A 24,396-nucleotide genomic window follows, 5' to 3' on the forward strand; every position below is an offset into this window, starting at 1 on the left:
ATCGTATCCTTTACTAGTCAATTGCAAGTCTTTTACCAATAAGTTATAAGGATAACGCTGGTGAAATAGACATTGTTTTATTTCATGATTTACTCTTTTAATGAAAGATAGAACACTCTCATCTCCATCAACATTTAACCGTAACGGCATTGTGCTAGTAAACATACCTACTATTTTCTTTTCTAGTACACCGGAACGATTTAGTACAGGAGATCCAATGATTATGTCTGATTGATCATACATTTTATGAATATAAATAAGCATAAAGGTTGAAAATAATGTATTCATAGATATTCTATGTTTTTGTATAAAAGACTGTAGAGCAACCGATTTTTCTTTTTCAATTAAAAATATCTTTCGTTTCCCTTCTAGAGAATGAGATGTTTTTGATAAAAAGAAATCTGGCAGATTCATAAATTTCTCATTCCAATAATTCTTATTTTTTACGTATCGAGGGGATTCCAGATATTTCTCCTCTGCTTGTAAATAAGACAGATAAGTAGATTCAACCGTATCATTTATATGCTCATCATTCTTTAACTTAGAGTAAAAATCGATAATTTGACTCGTCATAAGTTGGATTGTCCAACCATCAGCTATAATATGATGAAACTTAACAAAATAGGAGCTTTCTACATCACTTATTTTCAAGAGCACAAATTCAAACAGAGGGCCTCCTTCAAGTGGAATTTGTTTTTGAAATTCATCCTGGGCCCATTTTCTAGCTTCTAAACTTGGATTATGATGATTAGAAAAATCAATTAAACGTATTGATGTAGGTTCAAATGGTGATATATATTGGTGGGGTTCTCTATGTTGTTGAAAAATCCGTAGACGTAAACCATCATTTTTCTTAATGAATAATTGAATTGCTTTTTCTAAAATTGTAAAATTAATTTCCCCATTAATAAGAACCATCCCTCCGATGTTATACATAGATGTGTTTGGATAAATTTGTTCATTATACCAAACTCTTTTTTGTGGATGCGTAAGAGAATGCTTTACAATTGTTTGTTGCATATTTCCACTTCCCCTCTATCCACATCCGTTGGTGTTTCCGGAAATTGTATATTAATATAGTGAGGATAAGGATTTATATTCTCAAGATTATGTTCTAAAATTAATATTCCATTTTCGTTGCTAGTTTCCTTAAATCCAGCTAATCGGTACGTAACAAACATCATACGGTTACGGTCAGTCTGTCGAAACTCAGCCAAAAAGCGTTTACCTGCCTGTTTTGTCCTTTCCATTAGATATGTGAGGAGTATAGTACCAACGCCACGGGACATTACACGACAAGACATGAGAAGAAGTTTTAGACAGTCGGCTTCCTCCGTCTTTTTTACAAGTGTTAAACCAATCTTCCCATAGGAGCCATATTTGTCTGATAACTCACAAACTAATAATAAATAATCTGGATGATTACGATAATAGTTTAATTCATCATAATCATAGGTAATACCAGTCGAATTTAATTGATTCGTACGTACTGTTAACTCCTCTGCACGCTGCAAATCTTCCTCACGAGCCTCACTAATCACAAAATTCATCCCAAGTGAAGCTAAAAATTCTTCTTTTGGGCCTTCATATTCTTCTTCATCCTTCGTTCTCTTAAGATTTTCTAAATACATCAGTCTTCGACGACGTGAATCTTCTGTAATTCTTTTTGGTTGTAGTCGTGGCAAGTCTAATAACGACTTATATTCATTTACATGTATACACAGAATATCATTATGAACACTCTGTACTTCTTCTAATTCAAACGGTTGGTCATCAATGAACGCAAAAGTATCAATACCTATGTTTAAATTTTTTCTAATTTTCTCAATGGAACTAGATTTAGAGTTCCAATGAATCTCCGGATATAAAAAATACTCTTCTATTCCAAATTCCCGTAATTTAGCTATTGCATCTTCGTAGTTATTTTTACTAGCAACTGATTGCAGTATTCCACGTCGATCTAATTCACATATAATTTCATAAATTCCAGGTTTTAAAGTAACTGTACCACTCTCTAATAAAACACCATCCCAAATTGTACAATCTAAGTCCCAAACAACACATTTAATTTCCTTACTCATGATAATGCCTCCTTTGTTTTATTCATTTTCACAGTTCCCATCTCCATCACTATAAGCTTATCTGCCAAATGAAAATATTGATCGTCGTGAGTAATAGCAATAATACATTTACCCTTCGCTCGCATTTGAGGTAACAATTCTTCATAAAAGAAGCGTCTATAACCAGGATCTTGATCTGCTGCCCATTCATCAAATAAAAGTATAGGTCGATCTTCCAAATACGTAACCAGCAATGCCAACCTTTTCTTTTGTCCAGTTGATAGTTGCGTAGTAGTAAAGCGCCCATTCTCAATGCCAACCTTGTCACTCAGTTGGAGAAGTTCTAAATAATGATCGATTTCTGCTTTCATTCCTTCTGTATTAATTCCATATAGCCTATCAAAAACATGAAAATCACTCAGGATAGCTGAATAGTATTGATTCAATTCCTCTGGAGCTATGTCTTTTCCATTTAATAAAATGTTACCTTCATTAGGTTCATATAACCCAGTAATCAGTTTTGATAAAGTAGATTTTCCACTCCCATTACCACCAGCAATAAAGACTATTTCTCCAGAATTAAACTCCATGTCTATTGGACCAATACCAAAACCAGTAAAATCTCCATCTTTATTCTTATACTTATAACTTACATTTTGTAGCTGCAAACAAATTGGCACATCTAAGTACTCTTTTGTTGTCGCGATTTGCTCATTTGCCTTTATATGATCTACACTCTTCACCATTTGTTGAATACGTTGCCAAGAAATACGTACATTTACGAGCTGAGGGATACCGCCCAGTATTTCATTAACTGGACCTGTCATATACAGAAAAACGATTACATAGTTACTTATCGTCTCTTTCGGCATATTAACAAAAATTTCTGGAAATACGAAAACTACAATACCAATAACAAAAATGAATAATAGTTCTCCCAGAACAAACACATTTGCAAATTTAATATCTCCTATCGTTCGTTTAACACGATAGTTATTACAGCTTTCATTCATAACTTCTCGAAAATCGTTTCGTTTTCCAGTATGAAGCCTAAGCTCTTTGAAACCATGCCTTAGATCACCAATCAAACGAAAATATACATTCTGAATATCTCTTGTTTCATTCCAAACTTTATCTGCTTGTCGTCCGATCAAAGAATATACCCCTGCAGTAATAAAGATGATACACAAGGATAGTAAAAAGGCATACATATTCATTACACCAAGATAGAGAAAACAAAATAGTAACGTTAATAAACTTGTTCCAGCAGTAACTAATAGATTGAGAGAACGAGAGATAACTTCCGTATCGTTATTTAATGTCGCCTCTATTCGGCCCTTCTCAATCAACTCCAATTTGTAATAAGGAGTCTGTAACAACTTATCTGTTAATTCCATCCTTTTTTCATAAACTAGCTCGTTTGTATACGATACAATGCTAGTTCTAATAATACGTTGTGAAAAGACATACATAACGATTCCAAGTACAAAGTAAAACAACAAGCCATTTTCCAAATTATTTGATCTAACAAACGTTTCATTAATCACAAAAATGAGAAAGGCATTACCAAATCCTGATATTAATCCCAAAACAATTAAAGTCAAAAGCGACTTTCCCTTTTGTCTTGGAAAACAAAGATTTAAGAATGTATGGATAACATAGGCCAAACCCACCCCAGCAATTGCATATATTGCAAGTACAACAGTTGAAGGAGCCCAAACTTTTATAAATGCCCACGGAAGCCCTCCAAACAAGAGATTTGGTAGTTGATAAAGTGCATAAATCATTAGCCCATATATTGCAACAACTAATACCATATGTAACCATGTTTTTCCCGTTGGTAATATAAACTTTCTTTTTCTAAAAATAATCTCCCTGATTAAATGAAATAACATGACCAATAACGTTAGTAAACACAAAGATGAGATCACAAATAAGGCTGTTCCTATTTGATCCGTTTTCTTATATTCATCATAGAGTAACGGTTTAACTTCTTTATCTATCATCATATTTAAAAGACTGCTACCGATATAGTAAGTGTAATTACTATTCAGATTTGCTAATACTACGACCCCTATCTGTTCCTCATCACGGAAACCAATATACGATGAATAATTTGGGTTACTTCCACCATGTGAAATTTCCCCTCCACCACTTTGATAGACCTCCCATCCAGCTGCATATGAAGCTCCATTGCTATCTGGGGCAACCTTTCTATTCGCTTTATGAGAATCGTTAATCAATTCCTCCGGAAACATCCTAGGCTTTTCAACCCCAAGCTGTAATTTTAACCATCTTTCCATATCATTTATATTTGAAATAAAATATCCAGCCGGTGTATTCCCCCTATAATTAGGAGCGTCATAGGGTAATGATTGTAAGAAATTACGCTTGTAACCTTGGGCCATGTTATCTAATGGGGCCATCTCACGTCCAGCGTATGTACTCAATAGATCCAACTTTGATAGCACATGATCTTGAACATATCTTTCAAATGATTGATTAGTTGCCTTCTCGATTACTAAGCCTAATAGATCGTAGTTAACCGTAGAATATTCAAAACTGCTACCCGGCTCTCGGTTTAGTCCTATTGGCATAACATTCCTAATCGTTTTCTCAATAGAATCTTTGCCATTGGTTATAGGAATATATCCAATGGCCTTTTCCGGTATTCCACTAGTATGGTGTAATAAGTCATAAAGTGTAATTTCATAAGGTTTGCCTTTATACTCCATTTCAAACCATGAAACATATTTAGTTAAAGAATCACTAAGTTTAATTTTCCCTTCTTTTTCTAGCTGCAATACAGCTAATGCCGTAAAAGCTTTTGAAGTAGAACCTAGCTCGAAAAGCGTCTCATTCGTAACTTGACGTTTTTTGTTTGTATCGGCATAGCCATAATTCTTCTTATAAATCGTTTCATTTCCTTTTACAATTACTACTGAAAGTCCAGGAATACCCGCTTGAGATATTTGTTCTTCTATATGCTTCTGTATTTTCTTCTCATTAAACTGTACCGTTTCCTGTGCTTCCACCTGTCGATAAGGGAGTACTATTAAGGTCATTAAAATGATAAACTTCAACCATATGTTTAACTTCATATTTTTAGCCCTCTTTTAGTTAACTTGGATTAACTTTTCAATTTTCTTTTTAAATGGTTGCACAACATTTTGACCAATACGTTCAATTTCATGCTCACTAATCTGAGAAGTAATAAGAAAATAATTTGCCCCTATTTCCCAAAAATCAGTTAACGTCGAGATGACTTCCTCATAGCTACCAACTATAGAAATTGAATTAGATGGGTTAACTAAACTTAGACCTCCCCAAAGATGATCATCTATCCACATACTATCTTTTGTAATTAAATCTTTGTATCGGCGAAGTCCAACAGAATCTGCATTATCTAAAAATAGCTTAGTCATCCTCTTTAAGGCTGCTGGTGTTCTCTCAAGTAATTCATATGCCTCTTCATATGCTTCTTCTGAAGTCTCACGAGCAATGATGTCTACTAAAATAGCACCTGGAATTTTCTCGCGCCCATATTGCTTAGCGTAATTATTAACTGTTTGATAGTGTTCTCTAAGACTTTTGCGGTCTGTTGCATAAAGTATATAAGCATCACCATACTCTGCAGCTACTCTCATTGCCTCCTCGGAGGACCCCGCTACAAAGTAGCGGGCACTTCGAAAGAGATCTTCCTTTGGATAAATATCAGTATTTTCTACTTGATAAAATTCACCTTTATAGCTAGTTACTCCTCGTCTTAATTGTTGTAACAGCTCAATATATTCTTTTGTCCTAGCATATCGAACATGGTGCGGTTCTGGTAATCCATCACGCGCAAGGACAAGCGAGGCACTTCCAGTTACAATGTTAATATCTGCACGATTACCAATTAAACTATTTAAAGTATTCAATGCTTTTGCTGTTACGGTAGGAAGCATCTGGTTTGTATTTTGCGCAACCAAAATCTTTACAAACTCCGTATTCATTCCAATCATAGACGCTGCTATCATTGGATCAACAGATGTTGGTGCAATGGAAACCAATACCGAGTCAAAGTTATTTTTCTCAGCTCTTTTAGCTTGATTAACATATTCCTCTAGAAGTTCTTTTGTTTGTGGTGTTGGAATAACAGGTAATCCCCAGCAAAACTCAACTTTTGACGGAACTACTTCTTTATTAATCATGTTGTTCCCCTCCCTTTACTACTTTCTACTTTTTAAAGCAGATAATGTATTTTTCATAACCGATTTCGCTTTCAATAACTCTTTTTTATTTGTTAAATTGTTATTTACTTCTTGATTACTTAAATATTTAGCAAGAGATTTAATTGACGTATGCTCATAAAGAACAACTATAGGTAAGTCTCGTTTAAAGGCCTCTTTTAATTTCACATTAATACGAACAAGATCTAAAGAACTCATTCCTAGATCGAAGAAATTATCGTAAATTCCTATTTCTTCGATTCCAAACATATCTTTTAATAATTCGTATAATTGTTGTTCAATTTCATTAGTTGGTGGTCTATACGTTGTGGAAACATCTGAACGATTCTGCTTTAATCTATTCTTACTTCCTTTTTCCAATAGTTCATTATAATAGTTGGCACCATTTAAAAGTTTCCAATGTAAATCTATTGGAGAAACCACGACTTGTTGTTGATTTCTATTGATGATACTACGGAATACTTTTAAACCCTCTTCTACAGTTACACCATCATGTAATACACTTTCCATATCCATATTAAATTGCTTTGCCCATATTTCAGCCGACTTAAGTGACATACCCACCTCTTGCCAATCTGGCCAATTAATAGCTACAGTGAACACTCCATCATGAGCCCGCTTATAAAACGCAAATGCATCTAAAAATTCATTCGCTGCATTATAACCACTCTGACCAAATTTCATATGATACGCCACATTACCAATTGATGAACATAATACGAAGAAATCAATTGGTTCATCTTTTAATAAAGCATCGAGTACTAGTGTACCTTTAATTTTCGGAGCTAAAATTTTATTATTAGATTCTTTTTCACGATTCATCATAATACCTAGATAATCAGCGACACCTGCTGCATGAATTACGCCATTAATAGAACCAAAACGAGATTTAGCCTTTTCAATTGCCTGTTTCATATCATCTTGAATGGAAACATCAGAACTTAGGATCATGTATTCTGCACCTTGAGACTCCATTGTCAACAAATCAGAAATAACTCGGCTTACACGCTCGTCTTTATTTTCTAAGTACTGTTCCCATTGATTACGTAGTGGGAACTCTGAGCGGCCAATCAATATAAGTTTGACATTTGGTACTCTATTAGCTAAATCTTTTGCAATTTCAAATCCAATTCCACCAAGTCCACCAGTAATTAAATAAACGCCACCCTCTCGTAATCTATCAATTTCTACATCTTCTTCCTCAAAAGGACTTTGAATAATCGTTTGCGCCCATCGATGACGTCCTCGATAAGCTACAACTATATCAGTAGAATCCACAAAACTCTCCATTAAACCCGCTTCTTCAAACATTTGTTGAGAATCTGTATCCATATCAATGGTACGACATTTTATATTTTGAAACTCAAGATTGCATATTTTTGAAAAGCCTAGAATTGTAGCTTGCTCTGGCTTTAAGTTCAGCTCTGTACCTGTAACTTCAAACATACGGTCAGTAAAAATGTTTAACTGTAATGCTCCCTCATAATTAATTTTCCCAATTGCTTGTGCAATATAAAGTAACGAATAATATCCTTCATCCATTGATCGTTCAATTCTCTCTTGATCGAGAATAACATCATTAACTGGATTAAAGCTCCAAGCATGTATAATCTTATTTGGTAATAAATCTTTTTGTTCTAATTCTGAAAATAGTATTTCATAATGCATTTTTTGAGATGGACATATCGTATATAAACCGTCGGATTTTTCAGAGAAAATACCACCTGTTTTAACTTCAATTACATCATGACCTTCTCTTTTTAATTTTTCTATCAGTCGATTGAATCGATTTAGATGATCATTGAAAATAAGCCATTTATATTTTTGTTCTTTCTTTATTTGTATAGATTTTAATGTTTTGCGTTCCCAAGAAGGCAAATAAAACCAGTCTTTAATATTAGCCTGTTTATTATGGCCTCTTGTTTCCTGAGTTAAACTCTGAGATTGAGTATTAAAAAATGGATCAGCTTTAAATCGTTTTTTCATGAAAGGATACGTTGGTAAATCTAATAACCTTTTATTCTCACTGTTATTAAAAGTATTCCAATTTATAGTTCCACCTTGCATCCATAACCGTCCCATTTGCTTGCATAAATGCTCGAAGTCATTTGATTTATCCAGAGGATGACGTAACATGTTTAAAGCCAATTGATCTTTACTTCTATTTAAATGTTTTAATACAAAAGTTGATAATGCATTACCTGGGCCAATCTCAAGGCAAATTACATTTTTCAAATGAAAAATTTCAGATAATCCCTTTGAAAATTGAACAGTACTTCGTAGATGCTGTGCCCAATAAGAAGGTGATGTGGCTTGATTTGCTGTAATCATTTCACCTGTAACATTAGATATATAAGGTATTTTAGGACTTGATAATTTTATATTTCCTACAGCTTGCTCAAATGCATCTAGAACTTCATCCATCATTCGAGAATGGAAAGCATGCGAAGTAAATAGACGCGTTGTCTTTACTCCATGATTTAAAAGTAATTCCTCAATCTTATTGATTGAAAGTACAGTACCAGAAATTACTGAATGTTGAGAGGAATTTACAGCTGCTATATCTACATCATCTGTTATATAGGTTTTTAATTCTTCAACAGATAAATTTACACTTAGCATAGCGCCTTCTGGTACGCTATTCATTAACTTCCCTCTAATCATTACTAAATGTAATGCATCTTCATAAGACATTACTTCTGCTAAACAAGCTGCTACAAACTCACCAATACTATGGCCAAACATGACCCTTGGATAAACTCCCCAATTCATTAGAAGCTTGGCTAATGCATATTCAATAGTGAATAGTAGAGGTTGCGTCATTGAAGTTCTATTTAACTGTTCAGTTGCTTTATCCTCTGTCTCCTTTGTAGGATACAAAATATTTTTCATGTCTATATCTAACCAATTTGAGAGTAGGGCTAAACCTTGATCAACGTGTTCACGAAATACAGGTTCATTTTCATATAAATCTCTACCCATATTGATATACTGTGATCCTTGACCTGAAAAAAGAAAGGCTAAAGGTCTACTCTCCATTGCGTTTGTTTTCTCTAGTCCCGTATCACCAAGTTTTTCTATGGCATCCTCCATTCCATTAGCAACTACAGCAGTTCTATATGGAAATTCACGACGACCTTTTTGTAATGTATACGCTGTATCAGATAGTGATATCTCTGGATTCTCCTTCAAATGCAATAATAGATCGTTAGTAGCTTTATCTAAGGATTCCTCTGTTTTTGCTGAAACAGTTAATAAGTTCCAAGATTGTTTTTCAAAATTCTTAGCATTGTCAGGAACAGACTCTAACACTATATGTGCATTAGTTCCACCCATCCCAAACGAACTAACACCCGCTCTTCTTACCTCTTCTTTCCATGGGATAAGTTCCGTATTTACACGAAACGGATTTTTTCCAAAATCAATGCTAGGGTTTGGGTTATTATAATGAAGGCTCGGCGGAATTTTCTTGTTTTTCAAAGCTAAGACCGTCTTTATAAATCCTCCAACTCCTGCTGCAGCATCTAAATGTCCAATGTTCGTCTTCACTGATCCAATTAAAACTCTACCTGGTTCTTGCTTACCAAAAGCTAACTTCAATGCTTCTACTTCTATAGGATCACCTAGTTGCGTACCAGTCCCATGAGTTTCTATATATGAGATTTCTTCAGGCTTAACACCAGCTATTTCATGAGCCGATTTTATAACAGCAGCTTGTCCATCAACCCCTGGCGCTGTAAATCCAGCCTTATTGGACCCATCATTGTTTACTGCAGCTCCTTTAATAACTCCATGTATTAAATTTCCATCTCGAAGAGCGTCCTCCAACCTTTTCAGTACTACAATACCAGCACCATTTCCACCCACTGTTCCTTGAGCATCCTTATCAAAAGCTCGACAATGACCATCTGGTGAGAAAATCATACCATCTTCATATAAATATCCTGTTTTTGTTGGATAAGTTATACTTACTCCCCCGGCCAAAGCTATATCGCATCGTCCATCAATAAGATCTGCCCATGCGTTTTGAATAGCAACTAAGGAGGTAGAACAAGCTGTTTGTACTGTAATCGCTGGTCCTTTTAGATTTAGTTTATAAGCCAATCGAGTAGCAAAGAAATCTTTTTCGTTTAACAACATTGCTTGGAAATCTTCTAATGTATTAGAAGATTCACTAGCAATAGAACGAAGCCAGTGGAAATTTGGTGATCCTCCAACATAAACTCCTGTATCCATATGAGAAGAATTAACCTCACCTGCTTGTTCTAGTGCTTCCCATGCGCATTCATGAAGTATTCGCAGTTGTGGATCCATCATTTCAGCTTCTTTTAGACTGTAATCAAAAAATTCATTATCAAATGCATCTACATCTTCTAAATACCCTTTAGATTTTATATAATTAGGTTTTTGAATCACTTCATTTGGTATGCCCATCTCACTAAGTTCTTCATCTGTAAATGTACGAATGGATTCTATCCCTTGTTCTAAATTTGACCAGAATTGCTTAAGATTAGAAGCGCCTGGCATACGAACCGCCATACCAACCACTGCTACATCATTTTTATTCATAGATAAAAGATTTTCTTTCTTAACTTCCTCAGGTTGGTGTTCCATAGCATTATCACTTCTAAAGTAGGAAGCTTGATCATGAACCGTTGGGTATCGGAATAACATAGGCATTGTAAGTTCTTTTTCAAACTTGCTTCGTAAACGCGAGAACAATCGAACCATTTTTAAGGAGTTCCCTCCAACATCAAAGAAATTATCATACAACCCTACTTTTTCTACCCCCAAAACTTCCTTCCAAACATCAGCTACCGTTGTTTCAAGCTCATCTAGTAAATCATTTGGTTGTACTAACTTAGTAGGCTTAGGTAAAGCACGACGATTAACTTTTCCATTCGTAGTTAATGGCATTTCACTTAAAAGTACAAAATACATAGGTATCATATACGAAGGTATTTTGTCAGTAAGATAATAACGTAATTCATTTTGAGATATATCTTGATCAGTTAGTATATAAGCACACAGTTCTTGTTCCTCTCCAAAAGCAATAGATAAAACTACCGCTTCCTTCACATCCGCATGCTGTTGTAAATGATGTTCTATTTCTCCTGTTTCAATTCGATAACCACGTATCTTCACTTGATGATCACTACGACCTATATACTCCATTTCGCCATTTTCAAGAATACGGACTAAATCTCCTGATCTATATAATCTTTCACTTGGATTATAAGGATTCTGTATAAAACGTTCACTGTTTAGTTCAGGTCGATTTAGATATCCCCGCGCAACTCCATACCCTCCAACATAAAGTTCCCCTTGCATTCCCTTAGGTGTAGGATTCATATGTTTGTCAAATACATAGCACGAATACGTAGGAAGAGGCACGCCTATAGCACTAAGATTACTGTGCATTTCTTTTTCTCCAATTTCCTTATAAGTAACATGTACTGTCGTCTCAGTTATTCCATACATATTTACTATGACCGTATTAGGTGAACGCTTAAACCAACTTTGCAGTAAACCTGGCTTCAGCATTTCCCCTCCAAATGTAATTAACCTAATTTTAAAAGCAAGTTTAGGCATCTCTTCAACTACTTGTTGAAAAACATAGAATGCAGATGGAGTTTGATTCAATACCGTTACTCCCTCATCTGCAATCAACTGGGCAAGTTTATACGTATCACGGATTGTTTCTTTTGTTGCCAGGACAAGACGTCCACCATAAGTAAGTGATCCAAATATCTCCCAAACTGACATATCAAAACAGAAAGAATGAAATAGTAACCACACATCATCACTAGAGAATTTAAAACTATTTGGTTGATGCATGACAAGTTGTATTACATTACTATGTTCAATCATAACCCCTTTAGGACGTCCTGTTGTTCCAGAAGTATAAATGACATATGCTAAATTATTTGGGGCAACATCTACTCTCTCGAAATCTTGCATAGGTGTCTCATTGAGTTCTTCAATAAAAAGCTTTGTGCTATCAAATTTAACTTTATCCTCAAATGAATTTGAGGTTATTATTACATTCGAACCACTATCTTGAAGAATAAAATCAATTCGTTCCTGCGGATAATCAGGATCAATTGGAACATAAGCCCCACCTGCTTTTAAAATACCAAGTAGAGAGATAATCATATTAAATGAGTAATCCAACATTACAGCTACTGGAGAATCTAAAGTTACACCTTCTTTTAGAAGAGCAAATGCCACTTTATCCGCACGCTCATTCAACTCTCCATAAGTCATCTCACTATTCTCAAATGTAAGTGCCACTCTCTCAGGATGCTTTTCAGCTTGCATCTCAATTAATTGATGAAGTGTTGTGTGTGGGAATGTAGCACTTTGATTTTGACCACCTTGAAGCAAAAACTTTTCTTCTGCCTCATCTAACATTTTAAGAGTTTGTATTGGTTGTCCTTCATCTAAAAGCATTGAATCTAATAGCTGTATAAAATGGTTAGTTATACTGGTAATAATGGATTCATCAAATACATCTTCAGGCCACATCATTGCAAGTTTAATAGAATCGAAACACTCTATTGAGACGGTTAAATCATAGTTGGTCATTTCATTTACTTCATAACCTGAAATTCTTACACTTTCATCAATTTCTTTCAGCTTTTCTATATCAAGAGGATAATTCTCAACTACCATAATAGTGTCAAATGACACGTTTAAATCAACAATTGGAGTCGTTTCATATTCAGTTCTTCTTTGGACATCACTTTGAATTCTTTGTAAAAGATCTGAAACAGTCATTCTCCCATCAGCACTTACACGAAGTGGTGGTGTATTTATAAATAAACCTACCATTTCACTCAGACCGTGCATTGGAATTGAACGCCCAGATACTGTTGTACCGAATATTACGTCCTCTGAATTTTTGTACCTTTGTAATAATAGACCCCAGGCTGTATAGAATAATGTAGCCAATGTTACACCTTGATTACTTGCAAAACTTCGGAATCTATCACTTCGCTCTTTATCTATCTCTTTTACATATGTTTTTGCTTTTTTTAGTTCATTAGAATTCTTATTGGATAAATTTATTTGTTCAGTTAATTCATTTAAATATTGTTCCCAAAAAAGCTTTTGTTTTGATTTATCTTGTTTTTGTTGCCATAGTATATATTCTTTAAATTTCCTTTTATTTATAGATGATGGTACATCTCCCTTTATTAACTCTCGATATACCTTAATAAACTCTTGTAAAATAATACTATTACTCCAACCATCAAACAAAATATGATGATGACGTACAACCATTTCATATTCGCCTTCGTTCAAATGGCACAGTTCGATAGAAAAGGGAACTGTTTGTAAATCAAAGCTTTCTGTATCATTAGATACTTTTCCATCACTATAAATAATGTTCGGAGTATGCTCTTTTAGTATAAGTTGTACAGGTTGTTTAACTTTTTCCCATCGAAAAATTGTACGCAGCATTTCATTTTCCCGCGTTACATAATTCCACGCCTCTTCAAACTTTGGAATATTAATTTTTCCAGTTAAGCAAAGTCGAAGTTCTTCATGATATAGCTTTCCTTCGGGTTCTTTCAAATAATGATAAAGAATACCTTCCTGCACTGGTGTAAGGGCGATTACATCTTCAATATCTTCTTTATGAATCTTTACTGCTTTCCTCATTAACAGAACCTCCTACAAGTGTGGTATGGTGTGAATATTTATCGGAACCTAATAAGGCAAGTGCTTTTCTATCTATCTTTCCGCTATCCGTTAATGGCATTTCATTTACACGTACAAAACGGTTAGGTATCATATAATCTGGTAAAAATAAGCGAAGATATTTTTTTAACCTCTCTAACTCAATATCATTTTCTGACTCATAGAAAGCTATTAACTTAACTACCATCTCTGATTCTTGTCTTACAATTACCGCACATTGTAAAACTCCTTCACAAGACATTAAACACGATTCTATTTCCCCTAACTCAATACGAAGCCCATTAACTTTAACTTGAAAATCAATTCTTCCATGAAACTCAATATTCCCATCCGATCTTATTAAAGCTAAGTCACCAGTTTTATATATACGGGTATCAAGGGAATATTGTACAAACTTTTCTGCCGTTAATTGCGGCCTATTTACATATCCACGTGCTAATCCTATACCTGAGATACATAATTCTCCTATATGGCCTTCCGGAAGTTTATTACCATATTTATCAACAACAAACATCTCAATATTCTTAATTGGTCGCCCTATTGGAACGCTCCCTTCTGTAATCTCATGTGTCGGACAATCATAAGCAGTCACATCAATGGTTGCTTCAGTAGGTCCGTACAGATTAGTAAGAAGTGTACCATTAGAAAAATTTAGCAACTTATTAAAACGGTTTACATGTTGAGACAGTAGTGCCTCACCACTAACAAATACTTGTTTCAACGATTTTATTCGGTTAGTTTCACCTGTCACATCAAGATAGTGTAAAAATGCACTTAACATAGATGGTACAAAATGCATAATTGTCACGTCATTACTTTCAGTTGTCTCAATAATAGCCTGTGGAAACTTCTCCATCCCCGGCGCAAGAATACATACTTTGGCTCCAACTATGGCCCACCAGAACATCTCCCATACGGATACATCAAATGTATAAGGGGTCTTTTGTAATATAGTATCCTTTGAACTAATTGGATAAGCCTCTTGCATCCACTCAATTCGATTTATTAAGGCCGAATGCTCAATCATAACACCCTTAGGTTTCCCGGTTGAACCGGAAGTGTATATTACGTACACAAGATCAGAGGGTTTGTTAATACACTCTAGATTTTCACTCTTTCCTTCATAGGAAATCGAATCTAAAGCCAACATATCAGCCTTCAAACTATCTTGAAAACGATGTAGGATTTGCTTTTGCGTAAGTATTAATTTAGCACCGCTATCTTCTATAATGAATTGTAATCGTGATGATGGATGATTCGGGGAAAGCGGAAGATATGCTCCGCCCGCTTTCAATATCCCGAAAATTCCGACAACCATTTCGATAGATCGCTCTACCATAATACCTACAACTGTATCTGGACCAACTCCACCTTCACGTAAAAGACGAGCTAATTGGTTACTTTTTTCATTTAATTCCTTATAGGTTAATGTTTCTTTTTTAAAGATAACAGCAACCTCATCTGGCGTACGGACTACTTGTTCTTCAAACAGCTTTTGTATACATGTACTCATCCGGGTTGTATCACTCCTTTAGTTACAGGTATTTTTTCAATGGCACGTTTCGCTTTTTTAGCAAATCCCTTACCAAGTAATAGCTGATGAATCTGATTACTCCCCTCAACGATCTCCATTGTTTTGGAATCTCTAAAGCACCTTGATATTGAATAATTATCATTACAACCAAGTGCTCCCATAATCTGTACAGCATTCGTTGAATGCCTTGTACCTGAGCGCGATGCAAAATATTTTGCAATCATAATCTTTTCAGTAGCATCAGCTCGATGTTCATTTTTGGCCTTACAAGCTTCTAAACTAAGGAGTATAGAAGCTTCTAAATCTACTCCCATATCCGTAATCATATGTGAAATCATGCCATGATCAATTAGAGAGTTACCAAATGCACTTCTATGTAATACATGATTCCCACAGATTTCTAAACAAGTACGTAATACACCAAGAGCAGCAAAGGCAATTGAAATACGCCCAAATTCTAAAGCATACGGTGCAAGGTAAGTAAAAGCAAATCCTGGTCTACCAATGATATTTTCTAAAGGTATTTCTACATTATTGAATTCAATTTCTGCCAAATATGCAGCTTTAAATCCAAGCATGTCTCTTATATGAGTAACATTTACACCCGCACTATCTTTTGGTACTAAACAGGCAACTGGTTGTTCACCATTTAGTTTTCCAAATACCAAAAACACATCCGCAGCTGCACCAAAAGTGATCCACTTCTTCACTCCATTAAGTATTAATTTATCCCCGTGTTGATCGAAGTTCGTTTTAATCATATTTAAATCTGATCCTGCTCCAGGTTCAGTAAGGGCTAATGCAGCTATTTGATTACCAGATGCAAGTAATGGTAACCACTGATTTTTTTGATTTTCTGTTCCCCATTTTAAAATCGTTTCTGTTACCATCGTATGGACATTAAATAATCCCGAAAGAGAGACACTACCTCTTGCTATTGCTTCAGTAAATAACCCATACGTTACATAATCCCATTCTAATCCACCATACTCTGATGGAAGTGTTCCACCTAAATAACCATTTTTAGCACAAGTCTTTATTATGTCTGATGGAATGCCCTGTTCAATCTCCCAACTATTAGCGTAAGGTTCTATATTTTCATAAACAAAATCCAAAAAATTCTGATACATTTTATATTGAGATGGCTCTAAGTATTGTTTCATGTCCATTACCGAACCATTTGCTTATTTCTTATAAAATTACCAATAGAATTTACAGACTTATAGTTATCCATATCTAAGTCATCCATAGTTACCTTTATGGCAAATTCTTTTTCAAGAAAAGTCATCAATTGGATTGCAAATAAAGAATTAACTAATCCTTCTTCAAAAATCTCAGTATCATCATTAAATTCAATACCTACATGATCTTGAATATACATATGAATAATTTGTTCTAAATTTTTATCTTGCATTTTATACACCCCTATTTGTAATTTTTAATTTTAATAAGCGTAAAAACCTTTACCACTCTTTCTACCACATTCACCTGCATCCACCATCTTTTTAAGTAATGGACAACATCTAAACTTTGGATCTTGATATTCCTCATAAAGTACATTCAAAGAATGTAATACTGTATCTAACCCAATTAAATCTGCTGTTTCTAATGGACCCATTGTATGTCCAAAGCATTTTTTAAATATATCGTCTACCTGTTTAGGCGTTGCTACACCATCCATTACAACCCAAGCCGATTCATTCATGAATAAGTGGGAGATACGGTTAGAAACAAACCCAGTCTGATCATTGACCACAATTGCATCTTTATCTAATTGTTTGAGGAAAGATTGAGCTTTTTCGACCGTTTCATCTGAAGTTAAATACCCTCTAATAACTTCTATAGATGGTTTCATATATACCGGATTCATAAAATGCATTCCTATTATTTTATCTGGACGCTTTGTTACTCCTCCTACTTTTGTTATTGAGATACAAGACGTATTGACTCCAAAAATTGTATCCTTTTTACATATCTCATCTAATCTTCTATAGATCGGCTCTTTAATTTGCCAGTTTTCTGGAACATTTTCTACTATATAATCACATTCAGCCACTTCATCAAGATTAGTAGAGCTACTTATTAACGAAAGTACTTCTTCCTTATGCATTCTAGGAAATGCTTTATTAATTAGAGGAGCAAAGCGAACTGTCTCTAATATTTTCTCTTCCGCTATTTCTAACTGCTCTTCTGTAACATCAATTAATACCGTTTCTAGACCATGCAGCACTAAATCTACTGCCATGCCGATCCCCATTGTTCCAGCACCTACAATACCAATTTTCTTGAACATTTATCCATCATCGCTCCCTTAATATATTTATAATTTATATCTAAAAACTTTTACATTGAAGAACTCTTTGCAGGTAACGTTTTTGTTCTCTCTCTTTAATCTGTTTTTCAGTAAGTGCTGTTTTCATCATTTGGATTGCTTCTTCTACATCACTTTTCTCCACTGAATACCCCGAATTAATTTTTTCTTCCAATTGACTTTGGACCTTTTGAAATGGGAGTACTACCTTTTTCTGATAATCACTTAAATCTGTATTATAATTTTTTGTACTTACAACTACAGTTAAACACCCTGATATAACTTCTTCATAATCAGATTCTTGTAATGTAAAAGAATTTTTTGTATTTAGGATATCTTTCTCCCTTTCATAATTAAATGTCGATATAGCAGGGTTAATAGCTTGCAGAAGATACTTCAAGACTTCCTTTGGTCCCATTTCAATAGCTTTCATAGATCCTTGATTCATTAGATAGTGAATCATGTCCAACCATTTCACAGGCTTTATTAATTGTAAGTAAAGGTTTTCTCTTATATTTTCTACACCTTTATACATTGAACTATCATGATTCGCTATGACAGGTACTAATGGCTGTTTCATATCTATATTTTCTAGTACACTCTTATATTTTTCAGCAGCAGGTTGCATCATAGGAGAATGAAATGGCCCACTTAATTTAAGGGGGATTGCAATTCCCCCATGCTCTACTACCATTTCACAAGCTAACTGAACCGCAGAGTTTGTACCAGAAATTGATGTTTTATTTGGAGTGTCATAAGCCGATATATATACTTCCTGTCCCTTGGTTAACAATTCTGAACAAATACCTTCAACAATTTCTGGAGCAAGATTGTTAACCCATGCCATAGTTCCATCTATAGTCAATGCATAGCTACTCAAAATCGTACTACGTTCTTGTACTAATTTTAAGGTATCTGAAAATGCAATTGCTCCAGAAGCACATAGAGCTGTATATTCTCCCAAAGAATATCCAATCATTGCCTCTGGTTTATTGCCTATTTCCTGTTCAAAAACTCGAAAAGCTGCCATGCTAGTTGTTACTAAAGCAGTTTGTGAATTTTGTAACTTTTCAAGGTCAGCTTTGTATATCTTCTCCATACAAAGGGAAGCCATGTCTATTTTTAGAGTGTCACTTGCTTCTTCAAATATCTCACGTGCTACAGGGAAGTTTTCATAAAGGTACTTACCCATTCCAGAATAATGGGATCCTACGCCAGGAAACATAAATACAATATTCATCTTTTTATCTCCCTTTTTTTCATCTTAAGCTATCTTCAACTCTATCTAATAAAGCTCGTCCCTCTTCAGTTTTTCTTAAATTCACTAAATCAACTACATAGCGAATATCTGATACATCATTCCATCCTAAATCCAGTGCAAGATTCATATGCTTTAACGAAAGATCGATTCTATCAATTAATGAATAACCACATGACAGTAAAAAGTGATGCCATGCATTTAAATCTCCTACAGTACGAGCTTTTTGTACAAACTCACTAGCTTTATTAAAATCTGAATAGTATCTTAGTTGATGGTATGCGGTAAAAACGAAATTATCTAATTCGTTATAAGGAAACACATAAGCTGTATAGGTTTGAAGATTTGTGAATCCAACTTTTCCCGCTAGTTTAATAGATGGAATACGAAAATCCTCTGTCTTCCAATGTGGTGTTCTTCCTTGTTTTAAACAGTCATCCAAGAATGCTCTTGCAGCCAACCAAGCATACCCTTTACCTCGCTGGAATAAATCATAAGTGTTAATTCCAATTTCCACATCAGTATCTGTCGCAAAAACCGATAAGCAACTAGTCACAACTTGTTCATGTACCATTACTACATAACCAAATCCATTTCGAATGAAATCCTGAGTTGACTCCCAAAAATCAACAATATCATCCCGTACCATTGCGAACTTTTTATCTGATAACATGTCGATTGTAATACGTTCCACCGTTACCTCATCAGGCATATTAGGTTTAGATAACTTATTATAAGACTCCGGATCAAAAGTAAATGTTACTCGAGTGTAAGGTTTAGGAATAAACATTTGCAATTGTTCCTCGACAACCTGTTTCCATTTTGATTCGGGTAATAATTCAACCTGAAAAAAGTCATCCCCTATCTGCTGAGCCTCAAGTGCAATTACTTCTTTAATAAAAGTTGGTAGCCTTGAAACAAAATTACTTGTTGGATCACCTAATAAATAAAAAATTTCTTGTTCTGCCCATACAAGTGCACATCTAGGGTTATTAGGATTATCCACATAAATATGTCCCTTATTGTAACCATGAGCTATACCATTAAGTATTGGATGGTTCTTATAATCAACGAGAAGTGGTGATATTTGTTTGAATTCATCCTTTTCTTTTACCAATTCATAAATCATATTCTTAAAAGTCCTCCCTTTTGAGAACAAGTGTGAAGTGCATGCTGCGCAATAATTGGCTGAAGTACCTGCGAGGTACCTTCAATAATTTCTAAAACCTTTGCTTCCCTAAATAAACGCTCAACAGGATATTCTCTTGAAAACCCGTTTCCACCAAACACTTGGACAGCGTCTGTGGCTACCTTCATAGCCATCTTTGAGGCAAAATATTTTGCAATGGTTGTTTCAATTACAGCATCAGTATGTCTATCCTGACGCTTTTTCCCAGCCTCTTGGCATAACGAACGAGCTGCTTTTATATTTACACTTGCTTCTGCTAAAATTGTTTGAATTGCTTCATATTCACATATATATTTATTTCCTTGTTTTCTTCTTCTTGAATAAGCTACCATTGCTTCTAGTGCTTCTTGAGCAATGGCTACTCCCGCCCAGGCAATACTATATCTACCATGATCAAGAGCTGTGTTAACTACATAACTCCATCCACCCCCAATTGGTCCTAACAAATTTTCAGCTGGTACCTTTACATCTTGCAAATGAATCTCAGCTATATGCGAGGAATTACTTGCTAACAGTTTACTCATTTTATTTGTAGAAACACCCGTCATTGACCGTTCAACAATAAAAGCGCTAACTTTTCCCTCACTAGACGCAAAAACTAAAAAACAATCCGCAATGTCAGCAAAAGAAATCCATTTTTTGTGCCCATTAAGAATAAAATGATCATTAACTTGTTTATAGGAAGTTCCAACAGCTTTTGCATCAGAACCAACCTCTGGCTCAGTTAGGGCAAATGAAAATAATAGGTTCCCCTTTGCCATCTCAGGTAACCATTTTCTCTTTTGCTCTTCAGTCCCCCACCTTTTAATTGACTCCCCTACTAAAGATACATGAACTGTAAGTAATTCACGAACCGAATTACAAGCTTTACCAATGATTTCAGTAAGACGACCATAATCTAAAGAATCAAGAGAAAGCCCACCATATTCTTTTGGTATCGTTGCACCCAATACACCATAACTTGAGATTTCTTGTATCACATCATAGGGAAGCTCTTCATTACTTTCAAACTCACTTGCTCGAGGCCGAAGCTTCTTTTCCGCAAACTCATCAACTACTCCCAGAATCTCTTCTGCATTACTCATACTGTGAAATTCCCATTCTTCTTTTTGTTAATTAGATCAACCATATTATTAATAGTAGAAAAGTTAATAATATCAAGTTCATCATTATCTACTACTATATCAAACTCCGTTTCTATGAAATTTAACATTTGCATAGCAAAGAGCGAATTTACATAACCTTTTTCAAATATGTTGTCATCATTAGCAACAATAGTTTCCTCTGCATTAAAAATAATAAGATTTTTTTTAATGTATTGACGTATTTTTTCATGATTATCCATGTAATTACTCCTTCTGAGACCTGGGAAATCAATTAACCTATATCCCAATTAAAATCAGTCTCTATTTTTATTTTTTCTTTCTCCTGAGTCGCAGATAAAACAAGTTCTTTTTCCTCACTTGTTAACATTTGAATATCTTTTAGACTAACATTAGGATGAGTTGTTATTTCTTCTAATAGAAGGTTAAATCGCCGTCCAAATTCTACTATTGTTGATTTATCAAATAAAGATGTAGCATATTCAAAAGTGAATTCATATATATCTTTATTTTCTTCAGCAATAAGAGTTAAATCAAACTTACTTGTTAGTGTATCTGTGTTTGTTTCCGTGCTAATTTCTAATCCATCCACAACTGTATGTTTTTCATCCGAATTTTGTAATACAAACATGACATCAAATAAAGCACTTCGGCTTAAGTCTCTAGAAAGATCTAATTTTTCCACTAACTGATCAAATGGATACACCTGATGTTCGAAAGCTTCTAACGTATCGTTTTTCACTTTTTTCAAGTGATTAATAAAAGATTGATCTGGATTTATTTGATAACGTAATGCAATTGTATTTACAAACAACCCCATAAGAGGTAACAGATCAGCATGCGGCCTACCTGCAACTGGTGATCCTATAATGACATCCTTTTGTTCCCCATGCTTGTACAGAAAAATAGTGAAGGTAGCCATAAGTAACATAAAAGGTGTCGTATCAGTTTCTAGTGCTATTTTTTTTATTTTCCGAGTAATTTCCTTGTTTACTTGGAAATTATATTGTTCACCCTCAAAACTCTTTACAGGTGGTCGACCTCGATCATATGGTAATTCAAGAACTGGTATATCCCCTGAGAATAATTCTTCCCAGTATTTCTCATGGATATCAAATTCTTTAGAAGATAATAATTTTTGTTCCCACACAGCATAATCTTTATATTGCAAACGATTTTCCGGCAATGTTTCCCCAGCATATAGGGCCTTAAAATCATGCATAAATATACTTAAAGACACGCCATCTGTTATGATGTGATGAAGGTCAATTACAAGTAAATAACTATTATCTTTTAACTCCTTTAGTCCAGCCCGCATTAACGGAACCTTAGAAAGATTAAATGGTTGCAACCATTCTTTATACTCTCCCTTTATCATTTCTAGCTCAAATGTTACCTGTTCTAATACTCTCTGTACTAACTGATCTCCCTGCCACTCAAACTGTGTTCTGAGTATTTCATGGCGTTTAATAAGCTTTTCAAAGACTAATTCTATCCTTTTCCGGTCCACCATTCCTTTAAGAATAAAACAACTTGGTACATTGTATGTCATCTGTGCCCCATCCATCTCTTGTAATAACATCATTCTTTTTTGAGTCGATGAAACCGGGTATACCTCAGATTCCGGTACTATTTCTATATCTTGCAACCTATTTTCTTTTGAATTTTTAATAAAATGACTTAAAGTGCTTATTGTTGGATACTCAAAAAGATTTGCCAATGATAATTGCACGTTAAATTCTTTCCATATTTTAGCGTTGATTACAGTAGCATGAAGGGAATGACCACCAAGTGCGAAAAAATTATCTTCCACACCAATACAAGGATTACCTATAACTTCTTTCCATATATCAACTAGCTTTCTCTCCATATCATCGAGTGGTTTTACATAATTAGTAGTCTCCATCGATGGAGAAGAATCTATAATTACATTCTTTGTATTACCTTCTATAACAGAAAAAAGAAATATCATTATTTGTTCAGCTAAATTTTGCTCGTATTCTGCAGCATGGTGAATTTTATCTGAAATGTTTACTATTCCTTCTTTAGTTACTGATTTTGTTAAGTGCATTTTTATCAATGATCCACGAATTACTCCCCAATTGGCAGCTGCTGTCTTCATAGATTCAGCGATAGTTTGGAAGTCCGAGTGATAACGCTCACCAAGAAACGAAAGCATTTTTGAAAACTTCACTCGGCCATCTACAACTTGACCTAAATGTGAGAATAACGGAACATCATTAAAGTCTAAATATCCATCTGTCTCTTTATTTAAATCAAACCTACTTATTAGTTTCGTAGCAAAAAGGTGCATTTGTGAAAAAATATGTTTTTCATCTTTTATATGTTTTATCCAATTTGACAATTCGGTTGTAATCGATTGTATGTCTGTGATTTCATCTTCAGTAACTTTTAAAGTACTTACTTTTTGATAACCCTTATGAAAAAGTTCTGTTGAAAGTTGTGCATTTTTAACCATAAAATATGGATCGGTAATAATGAAACAGTCTTCTTCGGGCTCATATCCTACAATAACAAATGAATGAACAATATGATTTTTTAGATAATTCTCATCCCAAGGAAGCCAGTATGCATTCATGGTTACCACCACAGGAAATCCCGAGTATAATTGTTCTAATATAATTTCAAATCCTTCATCGGATGAATCTGTATCAAATATAGTACTTTTTATACCATGATATTTTTCTAAATCACTTACAAAATAACCAGACTCTGTATATAAACCATCCCCTAGATTTCCATTATCGACAGGAGAAAAACCAAAATCCCATAATCTAGCGTACATTAAATAATGTTTACGCTTAAACCAATTAGCTAACGTAGCAATTACATCATCAATACAATTCTGTTCAGAACTTTTACAAGGCTCTACATCATATAAGATTGAAGAAGTATAATTTCCCATTTACTCACCTCTATATTTTTACCAACAGGAAAAACTATTGTAATTTGGTTATTTCTCTATACTAAGTTGACAGAGA

The 24,396-nt window shown here is 34.5% G+C and carries 14 protein-coding genes; all 14 read right to left on the bottom strand.

The window, feature by feature from the left end:
* On the bottom strand, positions 1-1,020 hold a 1,020-nt coding region (locus GBN78_RS10835), incomplete at its 3' end, for a condensation domain-containing protein (protein WP_226798477.1).
* Positions 1,002-2,081 carry an HAD-IIIC family phosphatase gene (locus GBN78_RS10840; RefSeq protein WP_000031544.1) on the bottom strand — a complete coding sequence of 360 codons (1,080 nt, stop codon included), beginning with the start codon at positions 2,079-2,081 and terminating at the stop codon, positions 1,002-1,004. The genes GBN78_RS10840 and GBN78_RS10835, both read right to left, overlap by 19 nt.
* Positions 2,078-5,161, bottom strand: coding sequence for a cyclic peptide export ABC transporter (locus GBN78_RS10845; protein ID WP_152127349.1), 3,084 nt, complete (start codon positions 5,159-5,161; stop codon positions 2,078-2,080). Before GBN78_RS10845 ends, GBN78_RS10840 begins: the two co-directional genes overlap by 4 nt.
* A 15-nt stretch (positions 5,162-5,176) precedes the next feature.
* Complete coding sequence (locus GBN78_RS10850) at positions 5,177-6,253, bottom strand: LLM class flavin-dependent oxidoreductase (protein ID WP_152127351.1); 1,077 nt, start codon at positions 6,251-6,253, stop codon at positions 5,177-5,179.
* An 18-nt stretch (positions 6,254-6,271) separates the two neighbouring features.
* Positions 6,272-13,960 carry a non-ribosomal peptide synthetase/type I polyketide synthase gene (locus GBN78_RS10855; protein WP_152127353.1) on the bottom strand — a complete coding sequence of 2,563 codons (7,689 nt, stop codon included), beginning with the start codon at positions 13,958-13,960 and terminating at the stop codon, positions 6,272-6,274.
* Entirely contained in the window at positions 13,935-15,512 is a 1,578-nt protein-coding gene (gene zmaJ, locus GBN78_RS10860; RefSeq protein ID WP_002099041.1) for a zwittermicin A synthase ZmaJ, read from the bottom strand. Before zmaJ ends, GBN78_RS10855 begins: the two co-directional genes overlap by 26 nt.
* Complete coding sequence (locus tag GBN78_RS10865; RefSeq protein ID WP_000367337.1) at positions 15,509-16,702, bottom strand: acyl-CoA dehydrogenase family protein; 1,194 nt, start codon at positions 16,700-16,702, stop codon at positions 15,509-15,511. Before GBN78_RS10865 ends, zmaJ begins: the two co-directional genes overlap by 4 nt.
* Entirely contained in the window at positions 16,702-16,947 is a 246-nt protein-coding gene (locus tag GBN78_RS10870; RefSeq protein ID WP_001152970.1) for an acyl carrier protein, read from the bottom strand. The genes GBN78_RS10865 and GBN78_RS10870 overlap by 1 nt, the downstream gene beginning before the upstream one ends.
* 30 nt (positions 16,948-16,977) lie before the next feature.
* The gene (locus GBN78_RS10875) at positions 16,978-17,826 is read right to left on the bottom strand and encodes a 3-hydroxyacyl-CoA dehydrogenase family protein (RefSeq protein WP_000473347.1); all 849 of its coding nucleotides are present in this window, start codon (positions 17,824-17,826) and stop codon (positions 16,978-16,980) included.
* 40 nt (positions 17,827-17,866) lie between these two features.
* Positions 17,867-19,084 carry an ACP S-malonyltransferase gene (locus tag GBN78_RS10880; RefSeq protein WP_001028177.1) on the bottom strand — a complete coding sequence of 406 codons (1,218 nt, stop codon included), beginning with the start codon at positions 19,082-19,084 and terminating at the stop codon, positions 17,867-17,869.
* A gap of 19 nt (positions 19,085-19,103) precedes the next feature.
* Positions 19,104-20,231, bottom strand: a complete 1,128-nt coding sequence (locus GBN78_RS10885) for a GNAT family N-acetyltransferase (protein WP_152127355.1) — start codon at positions 20,229-20,231, stop codon at positions 19,104-19,106.
* Complete coding sequence (locus tag GBN78_RS10890) at positions 20,228-21,376, bottom strand: acyl-CoA dehydrogenase family protein (protein ID WP_000063355.1); 1,149 nt, start codon at positions 21,374-21,376, stop codon at positions 20,228-20,230. The genes GBN78_RS10885 and GBN78_RS10890 overlap by 4 nt, the downstream gene beginning before the upstream one ends.
* Complete coding sequence (locus tag GBN78_RS10895) at positions 21,373-21,636, bottom strand: acyl carrier protein (RefSeq protein ID WP_000368639.1); 264 nt, start codon at positions 21,634-21,636, stop codon at positions 21,373-21,375. The genes GBN78_RS10890 and GBN78_RS10895 overlap by 4 nt, the downstream gene beginning before the upstream one ends.
* Positions 21,637-21,668: 32 nt before the next feature.
* Positions 21,669-24,320 carry a condensation domain-containing protein gene (locus GBN78_RS10900; RefSeq protein WP_152127357.1) on the bottom strand — a complete coding sequence of 884 codons (2,652 nt, stop codon included), beginning with the start codon at positions 24,318-24,320 and terminating at the stop codon, positions 21,669-21,671.
* Between the last annotated feature and the right edge of the window lie 76 nt (positions 24,321-24,396).

The sequence above is a fragment of the Bacillus sp. B2-WWTP-C-10-Post-4 genome, from assembly GCF_009183805.1.
Taxonomy (GTDB): domain Bacteria; phylum Bacillota; class Bacilli; order Bacillales; family Bacillaceae_G; genus Bacillus_A; species Bacillus_A cereus.

What these genes read in the sequence shown, in the direction of transcription:
- GBN78_RS10885 (WP_152127355.1), bottom strand. Translation starts at nt 20,231, where the DNA reads ATGATTTATGAATTGGTAAAAGAAAAGGATGAATTCAAACAAATATCA.
- GBN78_RS10870 (WP_001152970.1), bottom strand. Translation starts at nt 16,947, where the DNA reads ATGCAAGATAAAAATTTAGAACAAATTATTCATATGTATATTCAAGAT.
- GBN78_RS10845 (WP_152127349.1), bottom strand. Translation starts at nt 5,161, where the DNA reads ATGAAGTTAAACATATGGTTGAAGTTTATCATTTTAATGACCTTAATA.
- GBN78_RS10850 (WP_152127351.1), bottom strand. Translation starts at nt 6,253, where the DNA reads ATGATTAATAAAGAAGTAGTTCCGTCAAAAGTTGAGTTTTGCTGGGGA.
- GBN78_RS10875 (WP_000473347.1), bottom strand. Translation starts at nt 17,826, where the DNA reads ATGTTCAAGAAAATTGGTATTGTAGGTGCTGGAACAATGGGGATCGGC.
- GBN78_RS10840 (WP_000031544.1), bottom strand. Translation starts at nt 2,081, where the DNA reads ATGAGTAAGGAAATTAAATGTGTTGTTTGGGACTTAGATTGTACAATT.
- GBN78_RS10865 (WP_000367337.1), bottom strand. Translation starts at nt 16,702, where the DNA reads ATGGACATGAAACAATACTTAGAGCCATCTCAATATAAAATGTATCAG.
- GBN78_RS10880 (WP_001028177.1), bottom strand. Translation starts at nt 19,084, where the DNA reads ATGAATATTGTATTTATGTTTCCTGGCGTAGGATCCCATTATTCTGGA.
- GBN78_RS10855 (WP_152127353.1), bottom strand. Translation starts at nt 13,960, where the DNA reads ATGAGGAAAGCAGTAAAGATTCATAAAGAAGATATTGAAGATGTAATC.
- GBN78_RS10890 (WP_000063355.1), bottom strand. Translation starts at nt 21,376, where the DNA reads ATGAGTAATGCAGAAGAGATTCTGGGAGTAGTTGATGAGTTTGCGGAA.
- GBN78_RS10895 (WP_000368639.1), bottom strand. Translation starts at nt 21,636, where the DNA reads ATGGATAATCATGAAAAAATACGTCAATACATTAAAAAAAATCTTATT.
- GBN78_RS10900 (WP_152127357.1), bottom strand. Translation starts at nt 24,320, where the DNA reads ATGGGAAATTATACTTCTTCAATCTTATATGATGTAGAGCCTTGTAAA.
- zmaJ (WP_002099041.1), bottom strand. Translation starts at nt 15,512, where the DNA reads ATGAGTACATGTATACAAAAGCTGTTTGAAGAACAAGTAGTCCGTACG.